At 69.0% G+C, this 24,559-nt stretch carries 18 protein-coding genes and 1 pseudogene; 5 read left to right on the top strand and 14 right to left on the bottom strand.

The genetic code is table 11. From position 1 onward, the window contains the following. Positions 1–8: 8 nt before the first annotated feature. The gene (locus tag ACAG26_RS23035; protein ID WP_370485391.1) at positions 9–1,328 is read right to left on the bottom strand and encodes a PE-PPE domain-containing protein; all 1,320 of its coding nucleotides are present in this window, start codon (positions 1,326–1,328) and stop codon (positions 9–11) included. Positions 1,329–1,637: 309 nt separating this feature from the next. On the opposite strand from ACAG26_RS23035, the gene ACAG26_RS23030 reads away from it, so the two are divergent. After that, positions 1,638–3,722 carry an MMPL family transporter gene (locus tag ACAG26_RS23030; protein WP_370485390.1) on the top strand — a complete coding sequence of 695 codons (2,085 nt, stop codon included), beginning with the start codon at positions 1,638–1,640 and terminating at the stop codon, positions 3,720–3,722. An 11-nt stretch (positions 3,723–3,733) separates the two neighbouring features. Here ACAG26_RS23030 and ACAG26_RS23025 read toward each other — a convergent pair whose 3' ends face one another. Both ACAG26_RS23025 and ACAG26_RS23020 read right to left on the bottom strand, forming a co-directional pair. Beyond that, complete coding sequence (locus ACAG26_RS23025) at positions 3,734–4,237, bottom strand: MarR family winged helix-turn-helix transcriptional regulator (protein ID WP_370485389.1); 504 nt, start codon at positions 4,235–4,237, stop codon at positions 3,734–3,736. Between the two features lie 25 nt (positions 4,238–4,262). After that, complete coding sequence (locus tag ACAG26_RS23020) at positions 4,263–5,000, bottom strand: acetyltransferase (RefSeq protein WP_370485388.1); 738 nt, start codon at positions 4,998–5,000, stop codon at positions 4,263–4,265. 135 nt (positions 5,001–5,135) lie between these two features. Between ACAG26_RS23020 and ACAG26_RS23015 the strand changes: the two genes are divergently transcribed. Continuing rightward, positions 5,136–6,404, top strand: coding sequence for a PQQ-binding-like beta-propeller repeat protein (locus ACAG26_RS23015; RefSeq protein ID WP_370485430.1), 1,269 nt, complete (start codon positions 5,136–5,138; stop codon positions 6,402–6,404). A gap of 96 nt (positions 6,405–6,500) precedes the next feature. Here ACAG26_RS23015 and ACAG26_RS23010 read toward each other — a convergent pair whose 3' ends face one another. The 9 genes from ACAG26_RS23010 to ctaD all read right to left on the bottom strand — a co-directional run bounded on the left by ACAG26_RS23010 (position 6,501) and on the right by ctaD (position 16,231). Further along, complete coding sequence (locus ACAG26_RS23010) at positions 6,501–7,196, bottom strand: esterase (protein WP_370485387.1); 696 nt, start codon at positions 7,194–7,196, stop codon at positions 6,501–6,503. A 101-nt stretch (positions 7,197–7,297) separates the two neighbouring features. Continuing rightward, entirely contained in the window at positions 7,298–8,464 is a 1,167-nt protein-coding gene (locus ACAG26_RS23005; protein ID WP_370485429.1) for a class I SAM-dependent methyltransferase, read from the bottom strand. Continuing rightward, positions 8,461–9,429 (bottom strand): class I SAM-dependent methyltransferase, encoded by a 969-nt coding sequence (locus ACAG26_RS23000; RefSeq protein WP_370485386.1) that lies wholly within the window; start codon positions 9,427–9,429, stop codon positions 8,461–8,463. Before ACAG26_RS23000 ends, ACAG26_RS23005 begins: the two co-directional genes overlap by 4 nt. A 55-nt stretch (positions 9,430–9,484) precedes the next feature. Further along, on the bottom strand, positions 9,485–10,621 hold the full coding sequence (locus ACAG26_RS22995) for a histidine phosphatase family protein (RefSeq protein ID WP_370485385.1): 1,137 nt from the start codon (positions 10,619–10,621) through the stop codon (positions 9,485–9,487). A gap of 113 nt (positions 10,622–10,734) precedes the next feature. Beyond that, a complete protein-coding gene (locus ACAG26_RS22990) occupies positions 10,735–11,487 on the bottom strand; it encodes an enoyl-CoA hydratase (RefSeq protein WP_370485384.1) in 753 nt (250 codons plus the stop codon). Continuing rightward, the gene (locus ACAG26_RS22985) at positions 11,475–12,293 is read right to left on the bottom strand and encodes an NUDIX hydrolase (RefSeq protein WP_370485383.1); all 819 of its coding nucleotides are present in this window, start codon (positions 12,291–12,293) and stop codon (positions 11,475–11,477) included. Before ACAG26_RS22985 ends, ACAG26_RS22990 begins: the two co-directional genes overlap by 13 nt. Next, entirely contained in the window at positions 12,290–13,132 is an 843-nt protein-coding gene (locus ACAG26_RS22980) for an ABC transporter ATP-binding protein (RefSeq protein ID WP_370485382.1), read from the bottom strand. The genes ACAG26_RS22985 and ACAG26_RS22980 overlap by 4 nt, the downstream gene beginning before the upstream one ends. An 86-nt stretch (positions 13,133–13,218) precedes the next feature. After that, a complete protein-coding gene (serB, locus tag ACAG26_RS22975) occupies positions 13,219–14,451 on the bottom strand; it encodes a phosphoserine phosphatase SerB (RefSeq protein ID WP_370485381.1) in 1,233 nt (410 codons plus the stop codon). Between the two features lie 46 nt (positions 14,452–14,497). Beyond that, on the bottom strand, positions 14,498–16,231 hold the full coding sequence (gene ctaD, locus ACAG26_RS22970; protein ID WP_370485380.1) for a cytochrome c oxidase subunit I: 1,734 nt from the start codon (positions 16,229–16,231) through the stop codon (positions 14,498–14,500). A 156-nt stretch (positions 16,232–16,387) separates the two neighbouring features. Between ctaD and ACAG26_RS22965 the strand changes: the two genes are divergently transcribed. Next, positions 16,388–17,458: an iron-siderophore ABC transporter substrate-binding protein gene (locus ACAG26_RS22965; protein ID WP_370485428.1), complete on the top strand. Its 1,071-nt coding sequence runs from the start codon at positions 16,388–16,390 to the stop codon at positions 17,456–17,458. Between the two features lie 7 nt (positions 17,459–17,465). Here the strand turns inward: ACAG26_RS22965 and ACAG26_RS22960 are convergent, their stop codons facing one another. Continuing rightward, positions 17,466–19,358, bottom strand: a complete 1,893-nt coding sequence (locus ACAG26_RS22960) for a hypothetical protein (protein WP_370485379.1) — start codon at positions 19,356–19,358, stop codon at positions 17,466–17,468. Between the two features lie 264 nt (positions 19,359–19,622). On the opposite strand from ACAG26_RS22960, the gene ACAG26_RS22955 reads away from it, so the two are divergent. Then, positions 19,623–20,675: an NAD(P)-dependent alcohol dehydrogenase gene (locus ACAG26_RS22955; protein WP_370485378.1), complete on the top strand. Its 1,053-nt coding sequence runs from the start codon at positions 19,623–19,625 to the stop codon at positions 20,673–20,675. A 482-nt stretch (positions 20,676–21,157) separates the two neighbouring features. Then, positions 21,158–23,962: pseudogene (locus ACAG26_RS22950) on the top strand (RND family transporter); the annotation flags it as partial. A gap of 248 nt (positions 23,963–24,210) precedes the next feature. Here ACAG26_RS22950 and ACAG26_RS22945 read toward each other — a convergent pair. Next, positions 24,211–24,510 (bottom strand): DUF3349 domain-containing protein, encoded by a 300-nt coding sequence (locus ACAG26_RS22945; RefSeq protein WP_370485427.1) that lies wholly within the window; start codon positions 24,508–24,510, stop codon positions 24,211–24,213. Positions 24,511–24,559: the final 49 nt, after the last annotated feature.

Below are 24,559 nucleotides of genomic sequence, written 5' to 3'. Positions count from 1 at the left end.
TAGCCCCGTTAGCCCAGCAGGTCCAGCACCGACGTGAACCAGGCCGGATCCACCCCCAGGTCGGCGGCCAGGCCAGACAACCAACCCGAGACGGTGTCGCCGAGGCCGGTCAGCATCGACGGCTCCAACCCCGACGCGATCGCGGCCACCGCGGCCGGGGTATTCACCGCGGGATAGGTGGTGGCAAAGTCCGACGCCGGCAGCACGCCCAGATCCACCAGCGCGTCGCTGACACCCTGGTAGGCGCCGGTGACCAGCTGGCCAAAGATGGTGAGCGGGTTGAAATCCGGGGCCGGAACGCTCGGATACTCGGGCAGATAGACGCCGAGGCCGTTGAGCAGCGGTTTGGCGAGTTGTTCGATGTCGGCCAGCGGGCTGAAACCGGGCAGCAGCTGCGCGGGGGTGGGCACGTCGGCGTAGCCGTTGGGGTTATACCCCAAATTGACCAGCACGGTCAGATCCGGCTGGAGCAGGTCGGCCAGCGGCTTGCCCACCAGCGGGATCGCCCGCAACGGCTCGACCAACGGCAGATCTTGGGTCGGGATCATGTAGTAGTGGGTGACCCCGTCGTAGCCCGGCGACGTGGCCAACGGCACCGCGCTTTGGATCTGGGCGGCCGTGAGATTCGCGTACTGGGTATGCACGTAGGCCGCCCCCAGCAGCGCGTTGAGGTCGGCCACCACGTTGAGCGGGTATTGCGGAAAATCGGCGGCGCCGTCGTATTGCCCGGTGTAGATGTCCGTCGGGTAGGGGGTGTCCGCGGGAGTCGCGCCGTAGAACGGGATCCCGAGAATCGGGATGTTGACCGCGAACCGTTCGAAGATGCCGCCGTCGGGATTGTCGAGGTCGCCGGTGAGCATAAAGGACAGGTCATCGGGGCTGGGTCGTTCGTCGGCGGGCAGCGCATCAAGGGCGTTCATCTCCAGGGTGGCGATGACCGCGCTCTGTGAGTAGCCGAACACCAGGGTGTCGCTGCCCGCGGGCCGGCCCAGGATGGCGTCGTTGAGAATCACCTCGCCCTGGGCTGCCGACTGATCGAGGGTCAGACCGCTCAGGAACGGAATGTCGACGCCTTCGGGGGTGTACAACCCGAACGGGGTATAGCCGGCGAACAGCGGGTTGGACTGGATATAGGCCTCGTTGATGGCGGTGACGTAACTGGGCGCGGGATCCGGGTTCAAGGTGCCGCCCATGATGAAGGCCAACTCGTCGGTGGAGCTGTCAGCCGCCGCGGGCGCGGCCTGCAGCGCCGACAGGCACACCCATGCCCCGGCGCCGACCGTCGCCCAGAGCGCCGCGCTGATCCGACCCATTCCATGAGCTGGCATTGAAACCTCCCAGAACCCTTACCGAGTAATGAAATTCGACAGTCAGCTAGGTTGACGTCGGCGGTTGAGCAGCCAGATGTGCGTGGACAGCACATGCCGACCGAACCGATGGCCCGCTGGCCAACCCGCCGACCGCCGCGGCGGCGGCCACCGCGCTGGCGGTGCAGATCAATGTCGAGGTACGCATGCCGATCCTCTGGTTCCGAGACGTGGCTGGATATTCCGAGTCCCGTGGAACGGTTGCCGTTGAGCACGTTACGCCCAATTTGTTCAGTTGATTGATTTTTAAACCAATGAAATGCTCGCCGTATGGTGTGGCAGCGCCTGTCCGCCGCCGTGAGCGGGCGTCGTTCCTGGTTGCTGGCCGCCGCACTCCTGGTGGTGGCCGGTGCGCTGCTGGGGTTCGGCGGCGGCAACGCCGCGGCCACCCAGTCGCCGGAGGCGCTGCCCACCGACGCCGAGTCCGCCCGGGCCGCCGCCACACTGAGCGAGTTCCCCGGCGGTGATGCGGCCGCGGTGATCCTGGTCACCACCCGCCGCGACGGGTCGGTGTTGACGCCCGCGGATCTGCGCGCCGCCGAGCAGGCCCGCGATCGCATGCGCCGGGTTCCGCAGGCACTGGCCGACCCGCCGGCACCGGTGGTGCCGTCCCGCGACGGCAAGGCGGCGATCACCACCGTGTCGTTGAGCGCCACGCTGTCCGGGTTCGCGCTCACCGACGCGGTAACCGCGTTGCGCGCGGCCGCGGCCGAGGGCCTGCCCGCGCCGCTGGTCGGGCACGTCACCGGGGGCCCGGCGTTCGGCGCCGACATCGCCAACGCGTTCACCGGCGCCAACGTCACCCTGCTGGTGGTGACCGCGTTGGTGGTCGCGCTGCTGCTGATCGTCACCTACCGCTCACCGGTGTTGTGGCTGCTGCCGCTGACGGTGATTGCGCTGGCCGATCAGGTGGCCACCGTGGTCGGCGGGCATGTCGCCGCGGCCGCCGGGGTCACCCTGGACGGCTCGACGTCCGGTATCACCAGCGTGCTGGTGTTCGGCGCCGGCACTAACTACGCGCTGCTGTTGATGTCGCGCTACCGCGACGAATTGGGCGGGCGCGCCGATCACCGCACCGCGTTGCGCCGGGCGGTGCGCGCCGCCGGCCCGGCGATCCTGGCCAGCAACGCCACCGTCGTGCTGGCCCTGCTGAAGCTGCTCACCGCGATCACCCCGAGTACCCGCAGCCTGGGGCTGTGCGCGGCGTGCGGCCTGGCCGTCGCGGCGATATTCGTGCTGCTCGTGTTGCCGCCGCTGCTGGCGATGAGTGGTCGAAAAGTGTTCTGGCCGTTCATTCCCCGCGCTGATGAAGCGCCGGCGGCGGCGACCGGGATCTGGCGCCGGATCGCCGACGGGGTCGGCCGCCGACCCGGCCCGATCTGTGCGCTGGCGGTCACCGTGTTGGCCGCGTCGACGGCCGGGCTGCTAGCCACCCACCTCGGACTGTCTCAGACCGAGCAGTTCCGGCTGCGCGCCGACTCGGTTATTGGATTCGACACGGTGGCCGCGCACTTCCCCGGCGGAGCCTCCGACCCGACCGTGGTGCTCGCGTCCAGCGACCGCGGCGGTGAGATCCAGCGGCGCATCACCGCCGTCCCCGGCGTGGTGTCGGCGCGCCCGGCCGGTCAGTCGCCCACCGGGCTAACCAAGTGGTCGGTGGTCATCGACGCCGCCCCGTCCAGCACCGGCGCATTCAAGGTCGTTGGCGCCCTGAGGGATTCGGTCGCTGCGGTGGATCCGCACGCCGTCGTGGGCGGCTCGGACGCGCAAGCACTCGACGTGCGCGACGCCGCGGCCCGCGACCGGCGGGTGGTGATCCCGGCAATTCTGCTGGTGGTGCTGGTGGTGCTGTACGCGCTGCTGCGGGCGGTGCTGTCGCCGCCGCTGCTGGTCGCCGCCACCGTGCTCAGCGCGGTGGCCGCGCTCGGCCTGGGCGGCTGGGCCAGCATCCACGTGTTCGGCTTTCCCGCGCTGGACAACAGCACACCGTTGTTCGCCTTCTTGTTTCTGGTGGCGCTCGGCGTCGACTACACGATCTTCTTGGTGACCCGGGCGCGCGAGGAGACCCCCGAACACGGCACCCGCGACGGCATGGTCCGGGCGGTGGCGGCCACCGGCGGCGTCATCACCAGCGCCGGGGTGGTGTTGGCCGCGGTGTTCGGCGTGCTTGGGGTGCTGCCGTTGATCGTGTTGACCCAGCTGGGCATCATCGTCGGCCTCGGCATTCTGCTGGACACCTTCGTCGTTCGCACCGTGGTCATTCCGGCGCTTTTCGCGCTGATTGGCGACCGGATCTGGTGGCCCGCCGTGCGCCCACCGCCGCCCGACACCGCCGGCGGGCGTCATCGGCGCTGACCACCCGGCGCTCAGGGCTTGGACAGATCGTCCTGGAAGCGGCGCATCGCCGTCGTGAGGGCGCCAAACACCCGGTGCGCGGCCGCCAGGTCGGTGTCGGGCAGGTCGGCCAGCGTGGCCTGGGTGTGCCGCTGCAGCGGGGTGAAAAACGCACGGGCGGTGGCCAGCCCGCGGTCGGCGTACCGCAGGATGACCTTGCGTCGGTCGCCGGGGTGCGCGTCGCGCCGGACGTGACCGGAGTCGATCAGCCGGTCCACCAGGTAGGTGATGCCCGCGCCCGACAGCCCCATCCGTTGACCGAGTTCGCCGGAACTGATGGGCTGCCCGGCGGTCTCGGCCACCATGATGTGCAGCAGCGCGCGAAAATCGGTGGGTCGCACGTCGTGCGCGCCGGCGAACAACCGGCCGATCTCATCGGATTCGGCGGTCAGCTCCCGCAAATCGGCCGATAGCACCGACTCCAGCGCGGCCCGGTCGTCGGCATGCTGCTCAGGGTCCATGACGGTGTGCAGCATATCCGCCCGGGTTAACGCGCCGGACTTAGCGGGCCGCCTTCTTGCGTTCGATGTCGGCCAGCGCGGCGGCCAGTTCGGCGCGCTCGGCCGCCGAGGACTCCCACGACAGCTTGCGATTCTTGACCACCTTGGCCGGTGCGCCGACGGCGATCGAGTAATCCGGGATGTTGCCCTTGACCACGGCGTGGGACCCCAGCACGCAGCCGCGGCCGACGCTGGTGCCGCGCAGCACCGTCACCTTGGCCGCCACCCAGGTGTCCGGCCCGATCCGCACCGGGCTCTTGATGATGCCCTGATCCTTGATCGGCAGGTTGATGTCGTCCATCTTGTGGTCGAAGTCGCACACATAGCACCAGTCGGCCATCAGCACCGAATCGCCGAGTTCGATGTCCAGATAGGTGTTGATGACGTTGTCACGACCCAACACCACCTTGTCGCCGATCCGCAGCGAGCCCTCGTGCGCCCGGATGGTGTTCTTGTCGCCGATGTGCACCCAGCGGCCGATCTCCAGCTGGGACAGCTCCGGCGTGGCCTGAATCTCCACACCCTTGCCCAGGAACACCATGCCACGGGTGATGATGTGCGGGTTGGCCAGCTTGAACTTCAGCAGCCGCCAGTACCGCACCAGATACCACGGGGTGTAGGCCCGGTTGGCCAACACCCACCGCAGCGACGCCAGGGTCAGGAACCTGGCCTGGCGGGGGTCGCGCAGCCGTGAGCCCCGCCAGCGTTTGTGGATCGGAGCGCCCCACATGGTCGTCATGGCCGGAAAGCCTACGCGAGCCATTTGGGTGCCACAGGTTACCCTCACCTGGACTCGCTTTCGCAGAAGGATTGGGGAATCACCACCGTGTCCTGGCGTCATCCCCGCGGCGGCCTGAAGCGTCTGGTCTCGACGGTGTCGGCGGCCGCTCTCGCCGTCCTGCTCGGCGGCTGCGGCAATACCGACTCGTGGGTCGACGCCGCGGCGGCCCCGGGTTGGTCCGCCCAATACGGCGACGCGTCCAACAGCAGCTACACCGGCGCGGCCGGCGCGGAGAACCTGACGCTGGGCTGGACCCGGTCGGTCAAGGGAGCGCTGGGGGCCGGGCCGGCGTTGAGCGGACGGGGCTGGATGGCGCTCAACGGCCAAACCCGGGATGGCTGCTCGCTGATGGAGTGGGAGAACAACAACAACGGCAGGCAACGCTGGTGTACCCGGCTGTACCAGGGCGGCGGATTCTTCGGCCCGCTGTTCGACGGATTCGACAACGTCTATGTCGGCCAGCCTGGGGCGATCCTGTCCTTTCCGCCCACCCAGTGGATTCGGTGGCGCCAACCCGTGATCGGGATGCCCGCCACGCCACGGTTTCTCGGCGGCGGGCAGCTGCTGGTGGTCACCCACCTGGGTCAGGTGTTGGTGTTCGACGCCCACCGCGGCACGGTGGTGGGCAATCCCCTGGACCTGGTCGACGGCGTGGACCCCAAGGATTTCACCCGCGGGCTATCCGACTGCGCCCCGGCCAAATCGGGCTGCCCGGTGGCCGCCGCGCCGGCGTTCGCCGCAGCCACCGGCACGGTGGTGGTCAGCCTGTGGGAACCGGACGCGAAGGCGGCGGTGCTGGTTGGACTGAAATACCACCCCGGACACACCCCGCTGCTCACCCGGGAGTGGACCAGCGACGCGGTGTCCGCCGGGGTGCTGGCCAGCCCGGTGCTGTCCGCCGACGGCGAGACGATCTACGTCAACGGCCGCGACCAGCACCTGTGGGCGCTGCACGCCGCCGACGGTAAACCGAAATGGTCTGCGCCGCTGGACTTTTTGGCGCAGACCCCGCCGGCGGTCACCCCGGGCGGACTGATCGTGTCCGGCGGCGGCCCCGACACCCGGCTGGTCGCGGTGCGCGACGCCGGCGACCACGGCGAGCGCGCGTGGCGTCGCGACGACATCACCCCGCTGTCGTCGTCGAGCCTGGCCGGCGGCGTCGGCTACACCGTGAGGGGCGGGACCACGGTGGGCCCAGCCGGCATGTCATTGCTGGTGTTCGATCCCGATGACGGCCACACCATCAACAGCTATCCCCTGCCGGAGGCCACCGGTTTCCCGCTCGGGGTGTCGATCGCGCACGACCGCCGGGTGGTGACGGCCACCAGCGACGGTCAGGTGTACAGCTTCACCCCGGCCTAGGCGGAGCCACAGCGTCTGTGACTGTGTGGTTTCATACGCTTCGAGCGGCTTTTGCGTATAAGGCCGCACAGTCGGCGCCGACGCGCGCGCCGGGAACTACACCGTCAGCGGGGGGATGGCGTTGCGCGGCACCCGCACCGTGCTGGCGCCGGCGTTCAACGGCAGCAACTCCCCCGGCGCGAAGTAGAAGATCAGCTCGTCGTCGGTGATGGCGAAGTTCTGGTAGTGCGACGGGTCGTGGCCGTTGCCGGGCGGGATCAGCGCGCCGGACGCCCCGGCCTGACGGACCAACTCCCGCTGAACGATCGGAAAGATGGTGTCCAGCGGCTTGCTGCCCGGCGCGAACAGCGTGTCGTAGGTGACCGATTGGTTGGTGGCCAGGTCGTAGTTGAACGACTTGTACCAGGTCGACGGGTGCGGGCCCCCGACATCCTGGAAGATTTTGAGGACCACGCTGCGGGTGCCCTTCGGGGCCTGCCCGGAGCGGTGCTGCTCGGCGGTGGCCTCCATCTCGTACGGCAGATCACGCGACCCCTGCGTCTGCGCGACGGTGATGAACCCGTCCCGGTTTTGCGTCACGTAATCGGTGAGCGTCGGCTGGTCCGGGTAGTCGACCGGGTACTTCAGATCCAGTGTGTAGGTCGGGTTCGACGCGTGCACATGGCAGATCTGCTCGGCCTCAACGGTGCCGCCCAGGTCCGCACAGGATGTCTGCGCCACCGCCGACGGTGTGCCGGGCCAGCTCGCCAGGAGCCCACCCGCCAACAGGGCGGCCACCACCAGAATGCGCATCGTCGAATGTCTCGCTTGCCTCGTCGTGTCTCGCCTTGTTGGAGCGGGCAGGGACCTCCCGCCGGGGCCTGAATGTAACTGCCGATAGCCTACCGGGACGCTCAGCGGGAGGAACGGCAAACGAACACCGTTGCTCGCCCGGCCGCCCCGGACCCTAGTCGGGTGATGATCGCCGACAGCGGCCGGCTGCCGCGCAGCCGGAGCCGACGCCGCAGCGCATCGGGGTCGACGTCCACCCCGCGGACCAGGATCTCCAGGGCGCCGCAGTCGGCCGCCGCCAGGGCACCCCGCAGCCCCTTCTCGCTATAGGGCAGCCGCTCGAGCACCTCGAAGCCGCGGACGCCGGCCGGCAGCCGGTCACCGGACAGGTAGGCGATGTCGGGGTCGAGCTGCCAGAGCCCGTGCCGGGCGCCGTAGTGGCGGACCAGCCCGGCGCGCACCACCGCACCGTCGGGGTCGACGATCCAGCGCCCGGCCGGTCGCACCGCACAGTCATCGGGTTCGGCGTCGGTGAGCTGTTCGCCGCGGTCCAGGAGGGTGGCCCGGCGCCGCACCCCCGACGCCGCCAGCCCCGCCGACCACAGGCACGCTTCGCGCACCGTGCCGGCCACCGAGGTGACCTCGATCTCGCCGTCGAAGCCCAGTCGTCGCACGGATGCGAAATCGATTCCGGGTGCGCACTTTACGACGAGATCCCGACCCCGGTAGGTGTCCAGTAGCGCATCCAACGCGGGCTGGTAATCACGCGGGTTGAAGCGGCGTTGCCGACCGCGGCGCCGACCCGGGTCGGCGACCACCACCGCAGCGCGGCTGATCGGGGTCAGCGCGTCGGCGCGGCACAGGCCGACGGTGCCGCCCAGATTGTGCCGGGCCATCGCCAGGCGCACCGGATCGATATCGCTGCCGATCACCTGGGTCGCCGTGTCCCGCAGCGCCGCCAGCTCGGTCCCGATGGAGCAGGTGACGTCGTGCACCACGGCCCCGGACAGCCGCACCGCGCGGTGTCGCGCCACCGGCGCCGCGCTGGCCTGCTGCAGCGCCTCATCGGTGAACAGCCAATCCGCGGTGCCGGGCAGCTTGTCGCCGGCCCGGCGCCGCAGCAGCGTGGTCTCCACCAGCGCGGGGGCCCGATCCCCGAACCGCGTCCGGGCCGCGGCGATGTCGGCGACCCGGGTGGCGTCGGTCAGCGCCAGGTCGGCGACCTCGCGCAGGGCCGCGGCGCCGGTGTCCGAGCGCAGGTAGCCGACGTCGGCCCGGCTGAAGGTCAGGACGGCTTAACCCCGGTGACCATCACGTTGTAGAACCAGCCCTTGGGCACCACCCGGCGCCAGATGTTGGCGTCCACCCAGCTCAGCGTGGTCCAGCTGTTGAACGCGAATTTCGCCCAGCCCCAACCTAATCGGCCGGCAGGCACGGCGGCCTCGAAGGTGCGCACCGGCCAGCCCAGCATCGCGGCGGTGAACTCTTCGCTGGCGGTGGCGACCTGCACCGCGCCGGCGCTGCTGGCCATCCGCTCCAGGTCGGCGGGCTCGAAGGTGTGCAGGTCGACGACGGCCTCCAGCGCGGCCGCGCGGGAGGATTCGTCGAGTTCGGTCTGGGGGCGGCGCCAGCCGGTCAGGCCGGGCAGCCGGGTGAGGTTGGTGGTGGCCCGCCAGGTCAGGGTGGACAGGGTGCGGGCGTACACGTTGCCGACGGTGGTGGGTTCGCCGGCGAACACGAACCGCCCGCCCGGCTTGAGGACCCGGATCACCTCGCGCAGCGACAGTTCCACGTCTGGGATGTGGTGCAGCACCGCGTGCCCGACCACCAGATCGAAGGTGTTGTCGTCGTACGGGATGCCCTCGGCGTCGGCGACGCGGCCGTCGATGTCCAGGCCCAGCGACTGCCCGTTGCGGGTGGCGACCTTGACCATGCCCGGCGAGAGGTCGGTGACCGAGCCGCGGCGCGCCACCCCGGACTGGATCAGGTTGAGCAAAAAGAAGCCGGTGCCGCAGCCCAGTTCCAGGGCGCGGTCATAGGGCAGGGCGCGCTGCTCCTCAGCCGGGACGATCGCGTCGAAGCGGCCGCGGGCGTAGTCCACGCAGCGCTGGTCGTAGGAGATCGACCACTTCTCGTCGTAGCTTTCGGCTTCCCAGTCGTGGTACAGCACCTGGGCGAGCTTGCTGTCGTGTCGCGCGGCCTCCACCTGCTCGGCGGTGGCATGCGGCTGCGGTGCCGGATCGGTACTCGTCATGATGGCCCAGCCTAATGGGACGCCGGCCCGACGAGGTAACCGCCGGTCGCCCACCTCACAATGCGGTGAACAGGTCGCCGATCAGCGCGCTCAGCTCGCCGGGCACTAGGGCGCTGAAGTCGGTGGCCGCCGCGGGCAACGCCGCGGCCAGCTCGCTGGGCAGGTCGCCGAAGTCCAGGCCGAGTGAGATGTTGCCGGTGAGCGCGCCGATGATGTCCTGAATCAGGACGACCGGGTAGTTCAGCGTCGTCCGGGCGACGTCGACAACGCCGTCCTTGAGCGAGTTCAGGATCGTCGACGGATCCAGGGTCAGCAGCGCCTGCCACACGTTGAAGGCCGCCATCTGCGGCGTGGTGATCAGATCCCGGGTGGCGACGAACAGGTCCTGCAGCAGGTTCGCCGGCGCGACGGCGTGCCCGTCCCAGCTGACCAGCGTCCAACCGTCCTCGGGATTGCCATCGATCACGATCTGGCCGGTGTTGGACAGCGGATCCTCAAGCATGAGCAGCGGGTTGGGGTTGTTGACGTTCATCATCGTCCAGATCATGATCGCCGCCGCGTGCGAAAACCCCACGCTCTCCCCGTTGGGGCTCGTCGCGTCGTACATCGTCTGAATGGCGTCACCGTAGCGGTCCTCGAACGCCATCCCGTTGTAGTCCGACGAGCCCAGCTCCGGCACGAAGTACAGCCCCAGCGTCCACGCCAACGGGGCGGCCAGATACCCCAGGCCGGTCAGGAGGTTCTGCGGTGCGCCCTCGAAAATGCCGGCGTTGATCTCGTTAAGCCCGGACAGGTCCACCACACTCGTGTCTGGCGCACCCGCCGCGGTGAGCCAATCCGCGGCGGTCTCCTGGGTGCGGATCAGGCCCGAGGCGAAGATCCCGCCGTAGCTGCTGGGGTCCGCTAGATGCAGCGGATTGCTGGGGTCGGCCAGGTAGGCGGCCTGCTCCGCACCGGTGGGGGTCAGGCCCGCACCGGGCGCCACCGTCCCGATAATGCCGTTCACGTTGTCGAACGATTGCCCGTGCCGGATCAGGTCCAGCGTGATATCGGCTTCGTCGGCGATCAGCTGGATCAGGCGGGACACCTGGACGTCGGGCGGCGGTGCGGTCACCGGGGTGGCGGCGATGAGGCTGGCGCCGGCGAGGGCGATACCGGCGGTGATCCAGGGACGGGTAGCGAGTTGCTGCATAGAGCGGCTCTTTCTCACGGTGACCGACATCACTTTTGACGCGTACGTTAACCGATAGCAACGTGGGAAAAAGAAGTTTCCCAAGAATTGGATGAGTCGGCTTTGGGGCTGTCTCAGCGATCGGAGGCCGCGCCGAGGCTGGCGGCGAACACCTCGGCATAGCGGCGGCGGCCGGCGGCTAGCCGATCCGCCGCGGACAGGTTGAAGACGTCGTCGATGCCGGCCTTGGCCGCGGCCAGCGCGGCGCGCGGGCTGTCGACGAACCGGCCCGCCCACGCCACTGCGGCGTCGTACACCCCGTCGGGGGCCACCATGTCGTCGATGAGGCCCAGTGCCAGCGCCTCTTCCGCGTCGAAAAACCGTCCGCTGTACACCAATTCCTTGGCGCGGCTGGCGCCCACGGTGCGGGCCAGCCCGGCCATGCCGGCGCCGTCGGGAACCAGGCCGGCCAGGATCTCGGTCGCCCCGAACTTGACGTTGTCGCCGCTGACCCGCCAGTCGGCGGCCAGCGCCAGCGCCAGTCCGCTGCCCAGCGCGTACCCGGTGACCGCGGCCACGGTGGGTTTCGGGATCGCCGCGACGGCCTCGACGGCCTCGTGCCGGACCCGGGCGGCGGACTCGGCCTCGGCCGTGGTCAGCGTGCGCAGTTCGGGCACATCGTCTCCGGCGCAGAAGATTTCGTGCCCGCCGAACAGGATCACCGCGGCGACGTCGTCGCGGCGGCCCAGCTCGGCGGCCGCGGCCGCGAGCTCTCGGCAGGCCTGCCGGGTCAGCGCGTTGGTGGGCGGCCGGGACAGCACCAGGGTGGCGACCCCGGGGTGGTCGGTGCTCAGGTGCACCTGGGCGAATTCGGTCACTGCCCCCACCCCGGGGGCAGCGAATCCGGCCGCCGCTGCAGCGCCGCGTTGTACCGTTCGGAGTCGAAGAACTCGAACACCCAGTTGTCGCCGTCGATCGTTAAATCGGGTTGTACGGCCACGATTTGGCGTTCCACCGCGAGGACTTCGGCGACGGTGTGCCCGGCCAGCGAATCGAGTTGGGTCCAGGTCGGCGGCAACAGCAGGTTGCGGCCCGCGGCGAAGTCCTCGATGGCGGCATCGGGGGTGGTCCAGTCGGCGCGATCGGATTCGGTGTTGTCCCCGTCGGCGCGTTGGCCGTCGGGCAGCGCGCCGACGAAGAAGTAGGTGTCGTAGCGGCGGGTGCGTTCGGCCTCGGGGGTCACCCAGTTCGCCCACGGCCGCAACAGATCCGCCCGCAGCACCAGGTTCTCGGCGCGCATGAACTCCGCGAACGACAGCGTGTTGTCGGCCAGCGCCAGGCGGGCATCCCGGTACACCGACACGTCGCCGACGATGCTGTGCGGGTCGTCGGCCGGCCCGGCGAACAGCACCCCGGATTCCTCGAACGTCTCCCGGGCGGCCGCGCACACCAGCGCCTCGGCCAGCTCGGCTTCGATGCCGAACCGCTGCGCCCACCAGTCCGGCGACGGTCCCGCCCAGGCGATTTCGGCGTGGCGGTCGCGATCGTCGACCCCGCCGCCGGGAAACACCATCACCCGCGGGGCGAAATGCATGCGGGAGTGCCGCCGCATCAAGAACACGTCGAGGCCGGCGGCGGCGTCGCGGACCAGCATCACGGTGGCGGCCGGTCGGGGTGTCAACGGTTCGGTCATGCACGCCTCCGGTGGGCTGCGCGGGCGCGGGTGCGGCGCGCGAAGTAGCGCCCGTCGACGACGTCCAGCGCGATCGATTGGCCGAACGCCGCGGACAGGTTGTCGGCGGTCAGCACGTCGGACAGCAGCCCGGCCGCGACAACTTCGCCCTCCGACAGCAGCATGCAGTGCGAAAAGCCGGGCGGGATCTCCTCGACATGGTGGGTGACCAGCACCAGCGCCGGTGCGTCGGGGTCGGCGGCCAGATCGGCCAGCCGCGCCACCAGCTCCTCACGCCCACCCAGGTCCAGCCCTGCGGCCGGCTCGTCGAGCAGCAGCAGCTCCGGGTCGGTCATCAACGCGCGGGCGATCAGCACCCGCTTGCGCTCCCCCTCCGACAGGGTGCCGTAGCTGCGGTCGGCCAGGTGTTCGGCGCCCAGGCTTTCCAGCATGTCGATGGCCTGGTGGTAGTCGACGTCCTCGTAGCGTTCCCGCCAGCGGCCCAACACCGCGTAACCGGCCGAGATGACCAGGTCGCGCACCAGCTCGTCGCCGGGCACCCGCTCGGCCAGCGCCGAGGAGCTCAGGCCGACCCGGGCCCGCAGCTCGGTGGCGTCCACCCGGCCGAGTTGCTCCCCGAGCACGTGGGCGGTGCCCGACGAGGGGTGTTCGGCGGCGGCGGCGATGCGCAGCAGCGAGGTCTTGCCGGCGCCGTTGGGCCCGATGATCACCCAGCGTTCGTCGAGTTCGACGGCCCAGTCCACCGGGCCCACCAGCACCTGCGCGTCGCGGCGCAACGAAACATTTCGGAAGTCGATCAGCAGGTCGGCCGCGGCGGCGTCGCTTCCTGTTTCGGGCACCCGACCATCGTGCCGTACCTCCCGCGAGCAGACGCAAAGGCCCCCAATTTCGGCAGGAAACCGGGTCTTTTGCGTCTGCTCCTGCCCTACTCGGGCGGGATATCGACGCGCCGCCCGACGCCGTCGACGGCGTCGGCGGCCTCGATCTCGCCGCGGGTCACGCCGAGGATGAACAGCACGGTGTCCAGATACGGGTAGGTCAGTGACGCGTCGGCGACCTCACGCAGCGCCGGTTTGGCGTTGAACGCCACCCCCAGCCCGGCCGCCGAGAGCATGTCGATGTCGTTGGCGCCGTCGCCGACCGCGACGGTCTGCTGCATCGGTACGCCGGCCTGCGCGGCGAAATCCCGCAGCGCCTTGGCCTTTCCGGCCCGGTCGATGATCTCCCCGACCACCCGGCCGGTGAGCTTGCCGTCGACGATCTCCAACCGGTTGGCCGCGACGAAGTCCAGCATCAACTCCTCCGCCAGCGGTTCGATGACCTGGCGGAAGCCGCCGGACACCACACCGCATTGGTAGCCCAGCCGGCGCAGCGTGCGCAGCGTGGTGCGGGCGCCGGGGGTGAGCTCCAATTCGTCGGCGACCTCGTCGAGCACCGCGGCGGGCAACCCCGCCAGGGTGGCCACCCGCTGTTGCAGCGAGGCGGTGAAATCCAGTTCGCCGCGCATCGCGGCCTCGGTGATCGCGGCGACCTCGGCCTCCTTGCCCACCCGGGCGGCCAGCATCTCGATCACCTCGCCCTGGATCAGCGTCGAGTCGACGTCGAACACGATGAGCCGTTTGGCGCGGCGGGCCAGGCTGGTGTCCTCGACCGCGACGTCGACGCGCTGGTCGGCGGCCACCCGGGTCAGGGCGGTCTGCAACTCCCTGCCGGCCCCCGGTGGCACCGACACCCGCAGCTCCAGGCCGGTGACCGGGTAGTCCGACACGCCGCGGATCAGGTCGATGTTCACGCCCAGCGCGGCCACCTCACGAGACAGCCCGGCGAACGCCTCGGCGGTGATCGGCCGACCCAGCACCACGATGGTGTGCGTCGACGGCTCCCGGATGATCGGTGAGTCGTCGCTGGGTTCAATGCTGACGTCCAACCCGACGCGGTGGATGGCCGCCTGCACCTCGTCGTGAAATGCGGTGTCGTCCAACACCTCCGAGGTGGCCGATACCAGCACTCCCAGCGTCAACCGGCCGCGGATCACCACCTGTTCGACGTTGAGCAGCTCAACGTTGTGCCGGGACAGCACCTCGAACAGGGCCGACGTCACACCTGGCTGGTCGACACCGGTGACGGTGATCAACACCGACACCTTGGGCGTACTCACCCGCGGTTGCCGCCCAAACGACCCGGCCGCACAGGGTGTCGCCGCATCAGCTGGACTGCGCCTCAGCGAGTTCGGGCTCCGGGGTGTGGTGACTGCGTCCCACGTGCGCCTCGGCGCGTAGCCGCTCCACCATGTGCGGGTAGTGCAGCTCGAAGGCCGGGCGCTCCGAACGGATCCGGGGCAGCTCGGTGAAGTTGTGCCGCGGCGGCGGGCAGCTGGTGGCCCACTCCAGCGAGTTGCCGTGACCCCACGGGTCGTCGACGGTCACTACCTCGCCGTAGCGCCAGCTGCGGAACACGTTCCAGGAGAACACGATCATCGACGTACCCAGGATGAACGCCCCGACGGTGGACACGATGTTCAGGGTCTGGAAGCCGTCGGTGGGCAGGTAGTCGGCGTAGCGGCGCGGCATGCCCTCATCACCGAGCCAGTGCTGCACCAAGAAGGTGGTGTGGAACCCGATGAACGTCAACCAGAAGTGCAGTTTGCCCAGCCGCTCGTCGAGCAGCCGGCCGGTCATCTTCGGGAACCAGAAGTAGATCCCGGCGAAGGTGGCGAACACGATGGTGCCAAACAGCACGTAGTGGAAATGCGCCACCACGAAGTAGGTGTCGGTGACGTGGAAGTCCAGCGGCGGGCTGGCCAGCAGCACCCCGGTCAGGCCACCGGCCAAGAAGGTGACCGCGAAGCCCACCGAGAACAGCATCGGGGTCTCGAAGGTCAACTGGCCCTTCCACATGGTGCCGACCCAGTTGAAGAACTTGATGCCGGTCGGGATGGCGATCAGGAACGTCATGAACGAGAAGAACGGCAGCAGCACCGCACCGGTGGCGAACATGTGGTGCGCCCACACCGCCACCGACAGCGCCGCGATCGACATGGTCGCGTACACCAGCGTGGTGTAGCCGAACACCGGCTTGCGGGAAAACACCGGGAACACTTCGGTGACGATCCCGAAGAACGGCAACGCAATGATGTACACCTCGGGGTGCCCGAAGAACCAGAACAGGTGCTGCCACAACAGCACGCCGCCGTTGGCCGGGTCGTAGATGTGGGCGCCCAGGTGCCGGTCGGCGAACAGACCGAACAGCGCCGCGGTCAGCAGCGGGAAGACCATCAGCACCAGGATCGACGTGATCAGGATGTTCCAGGTGAAGATCGGCATCCGGAACATCGTCATACCGGGGCAGCGCATGCACACCACGGTGGTGACCATGTTCACCCCGCCCAGGATGGTGCCCAGACCACCGACGGCCAGCCCCATGATCCACAGGTCCGGTCCGGCGCCGGGCGCGTGGATGGCGTCGGTCAGCGGCGTGTAGGCGGTCCAGCCGAAGTCCGCCGCGCCGCCGGGGGTGATGAACCCGGCGATCGCGATCGTCGCGCCGAACACGAACAGCCAGAACGAGAACGCGTTGAGCCGCGGGAAGGCCACATCCGGGGCGCCGATCTGCAGCGGCAGCACCAGGTTGGAGAAGCCGAACACGATCGGGGTGGCATAAAACAGCAGCATGATCGTGCCGTGCATGGTGAACAGCTGGTTGAACTGCTCGTTGGACAGGAACTGCAGGCCCGGCGCGGCCAGCTCGGTGCGCATGAACAGGGCCAGCAGGCCACCGATGAAGAAGAACACCATGCAGGCGACGACGTACATGATGCCGATCAGCTTGTGATCGGTGGTCGTCACCAGCTTGTAGATCAGGCTGCCTTTGGGGCCGAGCCGGGCTGGGAACGGGCGACTAGCCTCTAGTTCTCCGCGTGGGGGCGCTTCGGCGGTCAAGGCTCCTCCAAACATGGGCTTCCCGGGAAACTTCTTTGAGAATCCTAGCCCGTGAACCCCCTCGCGTCGGCATGGGTCCTACAAACCGTCGTAATTGGCTGGCTACCGGTCGCGACGGCGCCGGGTGTTAACGTCACACTCGTGCGGCTCGACGGTGTGCGACCTGGGGTTCTGGTGGCCGCGATCGCGGTGTTGGCGGTGTGCGCCGGGTGCACCCAGTCCGGGCGCGACGGCGGGTCCCCCGCGTCGTCGGTGATCACCAGCACCACCAAGATCGTCGACGCCGGGGTGCTGGGCAATGAGCGCCGGCCCGACGAGTCCTGCGCGCCCGACCCGGCCAAGGCCGATCCCGGAGGCGGCACCCGGCAGGCCCACAACGCGGCCGGGGTGGAACCGGACACCGCCGAGGTGCCCGCCGACCCGCAACGCATCGTGGTGCTCTCCGGCGACCAGCTCGACACGTTGTGCGCGCTGGGGCTGCAGTCGGCCATCGTGGCCGCCGCGCTGCCCGACGGCAGCGATGCCCAGCCGTCCTACCTGGGCACCGTGGTGCACGATCTGCCGCCGGTGGGCAGCCGCACCTCCCCCGACCTGGCCGGCATCGCCGCCGCCCACCCGGATTTGATCCTGGGTTCGGCGACGCTGACCCCGACGCTGTACCCGGACCTGGCCAAGATCGCGCCGACGGTGTTCACCGGCGCGCCCGGCGCGGGCTGGGAGGAGAACCTGCACGGTGTCGGTGCGGCCACCGGGCGAACCGGGGCCGCCGACGCGCTGGTGGACGGCTTCACCACCAAGGCCGAAAAGACCGGCGCCGACCATGACGCCGCCCACTTCCAGGCGTCGATCGTGCAGCTCACCGAGAACACCATGCGGATCTACGGCGCCGACAACTTCCCGGCCAGCGTGCTGGCCACCGTGGGTCTGGACCGCCCCGCCTCGCAGCGGTTCACCGATAAGGCCTACGTCGAGATCGGCACCGGCGACTTGGACCACGCCAACTTCTCCGCCGCCGACGCCGACATCGTTTACATGTCGTTCGCCTCGCCGGCCGCCAAGAAGCGCGCCGAGGCGGTGCTGGACAGCAAGGCGTGGCGGCGGCTGTCCGCCGGTCAGGACAACCGGGTGTTTGTGGTCAACAACGAGGTGTGGCAGACCGGGCAGGGGGTGGTCGCCGCCCGCGGCATCCTCGACGACCTGCGCTTCATCAACGCCCCGATCAACTAGGCGGTCGTCAGCTCTCCTGGCCGATCAGCCGACGCAGTTCGTCCGAGGCGGCCCGACGGGCGGTGTCGGCGTCGTCGCGGAGCCGGCGGATTTGCCCGTCGAGGTCGGCGACCCGGTTCTGCAGCGCTTCCAACTCCCCGACCTGCCGCCGGCGCAGCTCGCCTTCGGTGCCGTCGGTACCGAGCACCTGCAGCTGTTCGGCGGTGCGGCTCTGCGCCGCAAACACGTCGGCGCGTTCGGCCTCGAGCTGCTCGCGCTGGGCGTCCATCCGGTTGGCGCGCTCCCAGTGGCCGAGCACGCCGGATAACGCATCGACCGTCGCCGCATCCAGCGACCGGCCCGCCAGCCACTGCTCCAGCTGGCCCGGCGACAGCTGGTGGTACTCGACTTTGGAGTAGGTCAGCCAGGTCTCCAGCACCGTCGCCTCGACCGCCTGGTGGCCGGGCACCTGCACGGCGAACCGGTGCCAGGATCCGTCGTCGCTGGCCTCGGCTTCGGCGACACCGTGCAGGGCGGTGACACTGTGTCCGGGTGTCTGGGGCAGCTCGAAGATGACGACGACGGGTTCGTCGTGGTCGTTGTCGGCCCGCAGGGTGTGCCGCTGCTCTTGGCGCCGCTCCTCGATCACCGCGTCGGCGGCCAACCGCACCCGGGCGGTGATGGTGTCGACACTGAAGTGGCGCCGGCAGCGCACCGCTAGGTCCTTGGCGAAGCTCAGCCGCACCTTCGCGCCGCGGGCGGTGAAATCCAGCATGGCCTCCCCGGCGTAGTTGCCCTGCTCGTAGATCACCGCCGGGCCCTCTTCGAGGACGACGCCGGTGCTGTTGGTGAACGCCAGCATGATGTCGGGTGCGGGCTGGGGGCCGTTGCGCCACACCAGCTCTCGGCGCACCGCGGCCACGGGTGCCACCGCCAGCGGGACCATGGCCGCGCCGCCGCGCTTCAGCGATACCGGTGTGGTCAGCCGGTATTCGAAGTACTCGCCGCGGTCCACGGTTTCCACGTCGGCGGCGGCGTCGGCGTAGGCCCCGTAGCCGGCGGGCACGCCCGCGGGTTCGGGCAGCCCGGCCGGTGCGGCGGCCAACACCTGGGCGGCCTTGCGGGAGCGGGTCAGCGGTGCGGCGACTCGCTCGCGCTCCTCGACAACCGCCCGCTGCACCTGCTTGCCGTGATACAGGTCGATGTCGAAGGACACCGGCTGGCCGGTGGTCAGGGTCAGTTCGACGTCGGTGAGGTCCTCGTCGACCGGGTTGTGCACGATGCCCATCGCCGCCAGCACCAGCGTGTCGCCGTCGCGGAGCAGCCGATACGACACCCGCCACAGCGGCGCCGGGACGATGTAGGACACCCGGGCGTCCTCGGCGCGGCCGCGGATCTGCACGGTGACGTCGCAGTTTTGGCCGGCGGTGGCGGCGCGGGACCGGTCGATCAGGTACGCCAGGTCGTCGCGGGACGGGTCCTCCAGCGGGTCGAGACGCTGGGCGTCGGCGAGGTCGACCAGGCTGACCGCGCCGGATTCCGCCCGCAGCACCAGCAGCCGACGGTTCTCCCCGGACTCGTCGACGCCGATCACCGCGCCGCGATGCCGCTGATCGCCGCAGTGCACCTCCACGGCGCGGCCGCGCAGCCCCTCGATCAAGCCGAGCAGCGCTTGGCCGGGGTTGAGCAGCAGGTTGCGGTTGGCCAGTTCGGTGCTGGGATCCGACGGGGTCTCGAACGCGACAGCGCCGACCGACGCCTGCCCGTCGGCGACGGTGACCGTCAGCGACTTGAGCACATCCTTCATGTCGTCACGGCGAAACGTCAGGTCGAAATCGCCGTCGACCGGCCCGCGGCGCCCCACGAAGGCCACACCGTGCTTGTACATGACGAGTCGATCCACCTTGGGGCGTGTGCTCATGGGTGGACGATAACGGGCGGCCGCGACAGTGCTCCCGACTTCAGGCTTGGTTTGCCCACCCACGACCACGCGCGGGGGGCGGAGGGTTGCCAACCTCGGTTACCGGTGGTGTGTCAGAGATTACTCGACGGCCCTAGACTGCCTACACGCTGCGATAACGGCAGCCTAAGCCCCCTGACGCGGGCGACCGGGGAACACGAACCAAATTACTTCGCTAAGCTATGCAAAGATGTGCACAGATCTATATTCGAGGGATATCACCAAATGAGCACCGTTTCCGCTTATGCCGCGACCTCGGCGACCGGACCGCTGACCAAGACCACCATCACCCGTCGTGACCCCGGCCCGCACGACGTGGCGTTCGACATCCACTTCGCCGGGATCTGTCATTCCGACATCCACACCGTCAAAGCCGAATGGGGCCAGCCCAACTACCCGGTGGTTCCCGGCCACGAGATCGCCGGCGTGGTGACCGCCGTCGGCTCGGAGGTCACCAAGTACAAGGTCGGCGACCGGGTCGGCGTGGGCTGCTTCGTCGACTCCTGCCGCGAGTGCCCCAGCTGCCTGGCCGGCCTGGAGCAGTACTGCACCGGCGGCGGCATGATCGCCACCTACAACTCGGTCGGCCGCGACGGACAAGCCACCCAGGGCGGCTACAGCGGCGCGATCGTCGTCGACGAGAACTACGTGCTGCGCATCCCCGACGAAATCCCGCTGGATGCGGCCGCGCCGCTGCTGTGCGCCGGCATCACCCTGTACTCGCCGCTGCGGCACTGGAACGCCGGGCCGGGCAAGCGGATCGCGGTGATCGGCCTGGGCGGGCTCGGCCACATGGGCGTCAAGCTGGGCAAGGCGATGGGCGCCGAGATCACCGTGCTGTCCCAGTCGCTGAAGAAGATGGAAGACGGCCTGCGGCTGGGCGCCAGCGAGTACTACGCCACCGCCGACCCGGACACCTTCAAGAAGCTGCGCGGCAGCTTTGACGTCATCCTCAACACCGTCTCGGCGAACCTGGATCTGGGCGCCTACCTGAACCTGCTCACCGTCGACGGCACCCTGGTGGAGCTCGGCATGCCCGAGCACGACATGACGGTGCCGCCGTTCCCGCTGGCCGGGATGCGCCGCAGCCTGTCCGGCTCGATGATCGGCGGCATCCCCGAAACCCAGGAGATGCTCGACTTCTGCGCCGAACACAATGTGCGGCCCGAGATCGAGGTCATCGAACCCGATTACGTCAACACCGCCTACGAGCGGGTGCTGGCCAGCGACGTGCGCTACCGCTTCGTCATCGACACGGCAGCGCTGCGGGCCGCGTAAAGGCTCCCGCACCAACTGAGTGCCCGCAACGAGCCCGACGCCGCATCTTCGGCGTCGGGCTCGTTCGTGTAGGACGTGACGCGTCAACCCCTGGTCGGCGGGAAACCCGCCGCGCGGGGTGACCGCGACTCGCCGAACGTGCATCCATGGCGGAAAAATCGCGAAAATGCCGCCACCAGCGCACGTTCGGCGCACCGGCCCGCCATCAGCGCACGTTCGGCGCCTTAGCGCCGCCGCCGCCAGCCGCCAGCCGCCAGCCGTCAGCCGCCAGCCGCCAGCCGCGACGAGCGCGTTAGGGCAACGAAAAGCGCCGCCAATCCGACACGCGAGTGATCTAAGTTCCAGCTGTTACCGGTGTGGCGTGTGTAGCGTCGTCCGTGATGTTTTCGTGATATCGAGCATCCCCGTAGTGCGGGCGTTTGTGGGTCGGGACGCGTCTGCGAAGTAAACATAGAGGCGTTTCGGCTGGTTGGAGGCACGTTTTGCAGCGGGTGGGCAGATTTGTAGTGCGTTGGCCGGTGTTTGTCATCGCGGCCTGGATTGCGCTGGCCGCGGCGTTGTTCCTGAACTTGCCGCCGCTGGGCCAGATGGTCCGCGAACACCCGGTCGGATTGATGCCGGCGGACACGCCGGCGATGGTGACCGCCCAGCAGATGGCCAAGGCGTTTGACGAATCCGGGTCGAACAACCTGCTGATCGCGGTCCTCGCCGACGACAAGGGGCTGGGCCCCGCCGACGAGAAGGTCTACCACGACCTCGTCGGCAAGCTGCGCCAAGACAAGCACGACGTCGTGATGCTGCAGGACTTCGTCGCCACCCCCGCCCTACGCGAAGCCATGACCAGCAAGGATCACCAGGCCTGGCTGCTGCCGATCGGGCTGGCCGGCGAGCTGGCCACCCCGGAGGGGTATGACGCCTACGACCGGGTCACTGACATCATCAAACAGACCACCGCCGGAACCGGCCTGACCGCCGACCTGGCCGGACCCGCGGCCACCATCAACGACCTCGCCGACGCCAGTGACCGCGACATGCACATCATCGAGATCGCCACCGCGATCATGGTGTTGGTCGTTCTGCTGATCATCTACCGCAACCCGATCACCATGTTGCTGCCGCTGGTGATGATCGGCGTGTCCATGGTGACGGCGCGCGGCATCGTGGCCGGACTCGCGCTGCACGGCATGGCCGTGTCCGATCAGAGCGTCGTGTTCATGACGGCGATGATGACCGGCGCCGGAACGGATTACGCCGTCTTCTTGATCAGCCGCTATCACGATCACCTGCGGCAGGGCGCTCACAGCAACCGGGCCGTGGTGGGCGCGTTGACCTCGGTCGGCAAGGTGATCGCGGCGTCCGCGGCCACCGTGGCGGTGACCTTCGCCTGCATTGTGTTCGCCCGCTTGGGCATGTTGTCGACGATCGGTCCGGCGTTGGCCATCTCGATCGCGGTGGTGTTTTTGGCGGCGGTGACGCTGCTGCCGGCGCTGATGGCGGTGACCGGCCGGTGGGGGTGGATCGCGCCGCGCCGCGACCTCACCACCCGGTTCTGGCACCGCTTGGGCAAACGGATTGTGCGCCGGCCCACCGGTTATCTGGTCGCCAGCCTGGTGATTTTGACGGCGTTGGCCGGCCTGGGCAGCATGGTGCACTACAACTGGGACCAGCGCACCACCTTGCCCGACAACGTCGAAAGCAACCGCGGATACGCCGCGGTGAGCCGCCATTTCCCGCTCAACGCCACCATTCCGCAGTATCTGGTGATCCAGTCACCCCACGATCTGCGCAGCCCCAAGGCGCTGGCCGACCTGGAGCAGATGGCCGCCCGGGTGAGCCAGCTGCCCGATATCACCGCCATTCGGGGCATCACCCGGCCCAACGGGCAACGACCGGAACAGGCCAGCGTGGCGTATCAGGCGGGGCAGGCCGGCGACAAGCTGCAAAATGCGTCACGCCTGATCAACGACCACAACAACGACCTCGACGAATTGGCCAAGGGCGCTAAGGAACTCGCCCGCAACCTCGCCGAGGCGCGCGGCCAGGTCAATCAGGCCGCCGCCCAGGCCAACGGGGTGATCAACGCGCTCAGCGATCCCCGCATCCAGAACGCGCGCGCCACGGTGCAACGGCTATCCAACGACGGGACACCCGACCGGATCGCGCAGCTCGCCAGCCAGCTGCCGGACTCGCCGGAAAAGCAGAGCATCCAGGCGCAGGCCAAAAACCTGCGGGGCACGTTGACCAGTGCCAGCGCCAGCGTGCCGTCGATGCCCAATCCCGGTGCCGCCCGCGCCCAGCTGGCCGCCATGCAGCAGGGCGCCGCCGCCCTGGCCGAGGCCAGCCAGCGGTTGGCCGACGGGGTGCAGCAGCTGGTCGATCAGGCCAAACAGGTCGGTGCCGGGCTGCACGAGGCATCGGAGTATCTGCTCACCCTCAGGCGCGGCGCCTCGGATCCGGCGATGGCGGGCTTCTACATTCCCCCGCAGGTGTTGACCGGCGACGATTTCAAGAAGGCCGCCACGGCGTTCGTCTCCCCCGACGGGCACGCGGTGCGGTATCTGATCCAGACCGACCTCAACCCGTTTAGCACCGCGGCCATGGATCAGGTCAATGCGATCACCGCCGCCGCGCGGTCGGCCCAACCCAACACGGCGCTGGCCGACGCGTCGATCGCGATGACGGGATTCCCCGCCGCGAACCGGGATCTGCGCGACTGCTACAGCATCGACTTGCGGTTCATCATCATCGCGACCGTCATCATCGTGTTCTTGATCTTGGTGCTGTTGCTGCGGGCCCTGATCGCCCCGATCTACCTGATCTCTTCGGTGGTGGTGTCCTACATGGCGGCGCTGGGCATCGGCGTCATCGTGTTCCAATTCATCCTGCACCAGCAGTTGTCTTGGAGCGTTCCCGGCATCGCCTTCATCGTGTTGGTCGCGGTCGGCGCGGATTACAACATGCTGTTGATCTCCGAGATCCGCGACGAATCCGCCCAGCGTGGCCTGCGCTCCGGCGTCATCCGCACCGTGGGCTCCACCGGCGGGGTGATCACCTCGGCCGGGGTCATCTTCGCCGCCTCGATGTTCGGCCTGCTGTTCGGCAGCGTCGACGGAATGGTGCAGGTGGGCTGCATCATTGGCGCCGGGTTGCTGCTGGACACCTTCCTGGTGCGCACCATCACCGTGCCCGCCCTGGCGGTGCTGGTCGGTCGGGTGAACTGGTGGCCGATCCTGTGGGGCCGCGCGCGCCCGCACGAACCGGAGCCGGGGTCAAAGGAATCGACACGGCACGACGATCCGGCGCCGACGCTGGAGAAGCCGGACGCCATCCCCGAGCTGGTCGAGGTTCCGGATTCGCCGGCCGCGATCCTCGATGTGGTCGGCCTCGCGACCGAGAACCTGTGCGCCCCGCGCGGTTCGATGAGCTTGGCGGGCAAACCCAGGTGACCGTCGAGCCCACTCGCCGAGCGTGCGTCCACGGCGGAAAAATCGCGAAATCATCGCCGTGAGTGCACGTTCGGCGTGAGCCCGGCCGTCTAGGCTTCGGCGAAGTCGACGCCGGCCAACGGCCAGCCGGCCGCGGCGAGTTTGGCCGCCACCCGGTGCACGTTCTCCGGGCCGGCGTCGTACTGGGTGACGTCGGAGATGAATTCGGCGATCTCGTCGTGGCTGATCTCCCCGTCGTCCAGCGCCGGTGAGCCGTCGGCGGTGATGTTGTGCACCACCTGGCGCACCTGATCCTCGGTCAGCGGGGTGCTGCGCAGCAGCGCCAGCAGCGGCACCCGGTCCGGGCCGGGTACGCCGTCGGGGTAGCCGACCTGCAGCCAGCGCAGGATGGAGCTGAGCAGCGACGCGGTGGTAGTCACCCGGCCAGTGTCGCGGCAT

This window comes from Mycobacterium sp. pUA109, from assembly GCF_041287095.1.
Lineage (GTDB): Bacteria > Actinomycetota > Actinomycetes > Mycobacteriales > Mycobacteriaceae > Mycobacterium.
This window is presented reverse-complemented; position numbering and strand designations above follow the sequence as displayed.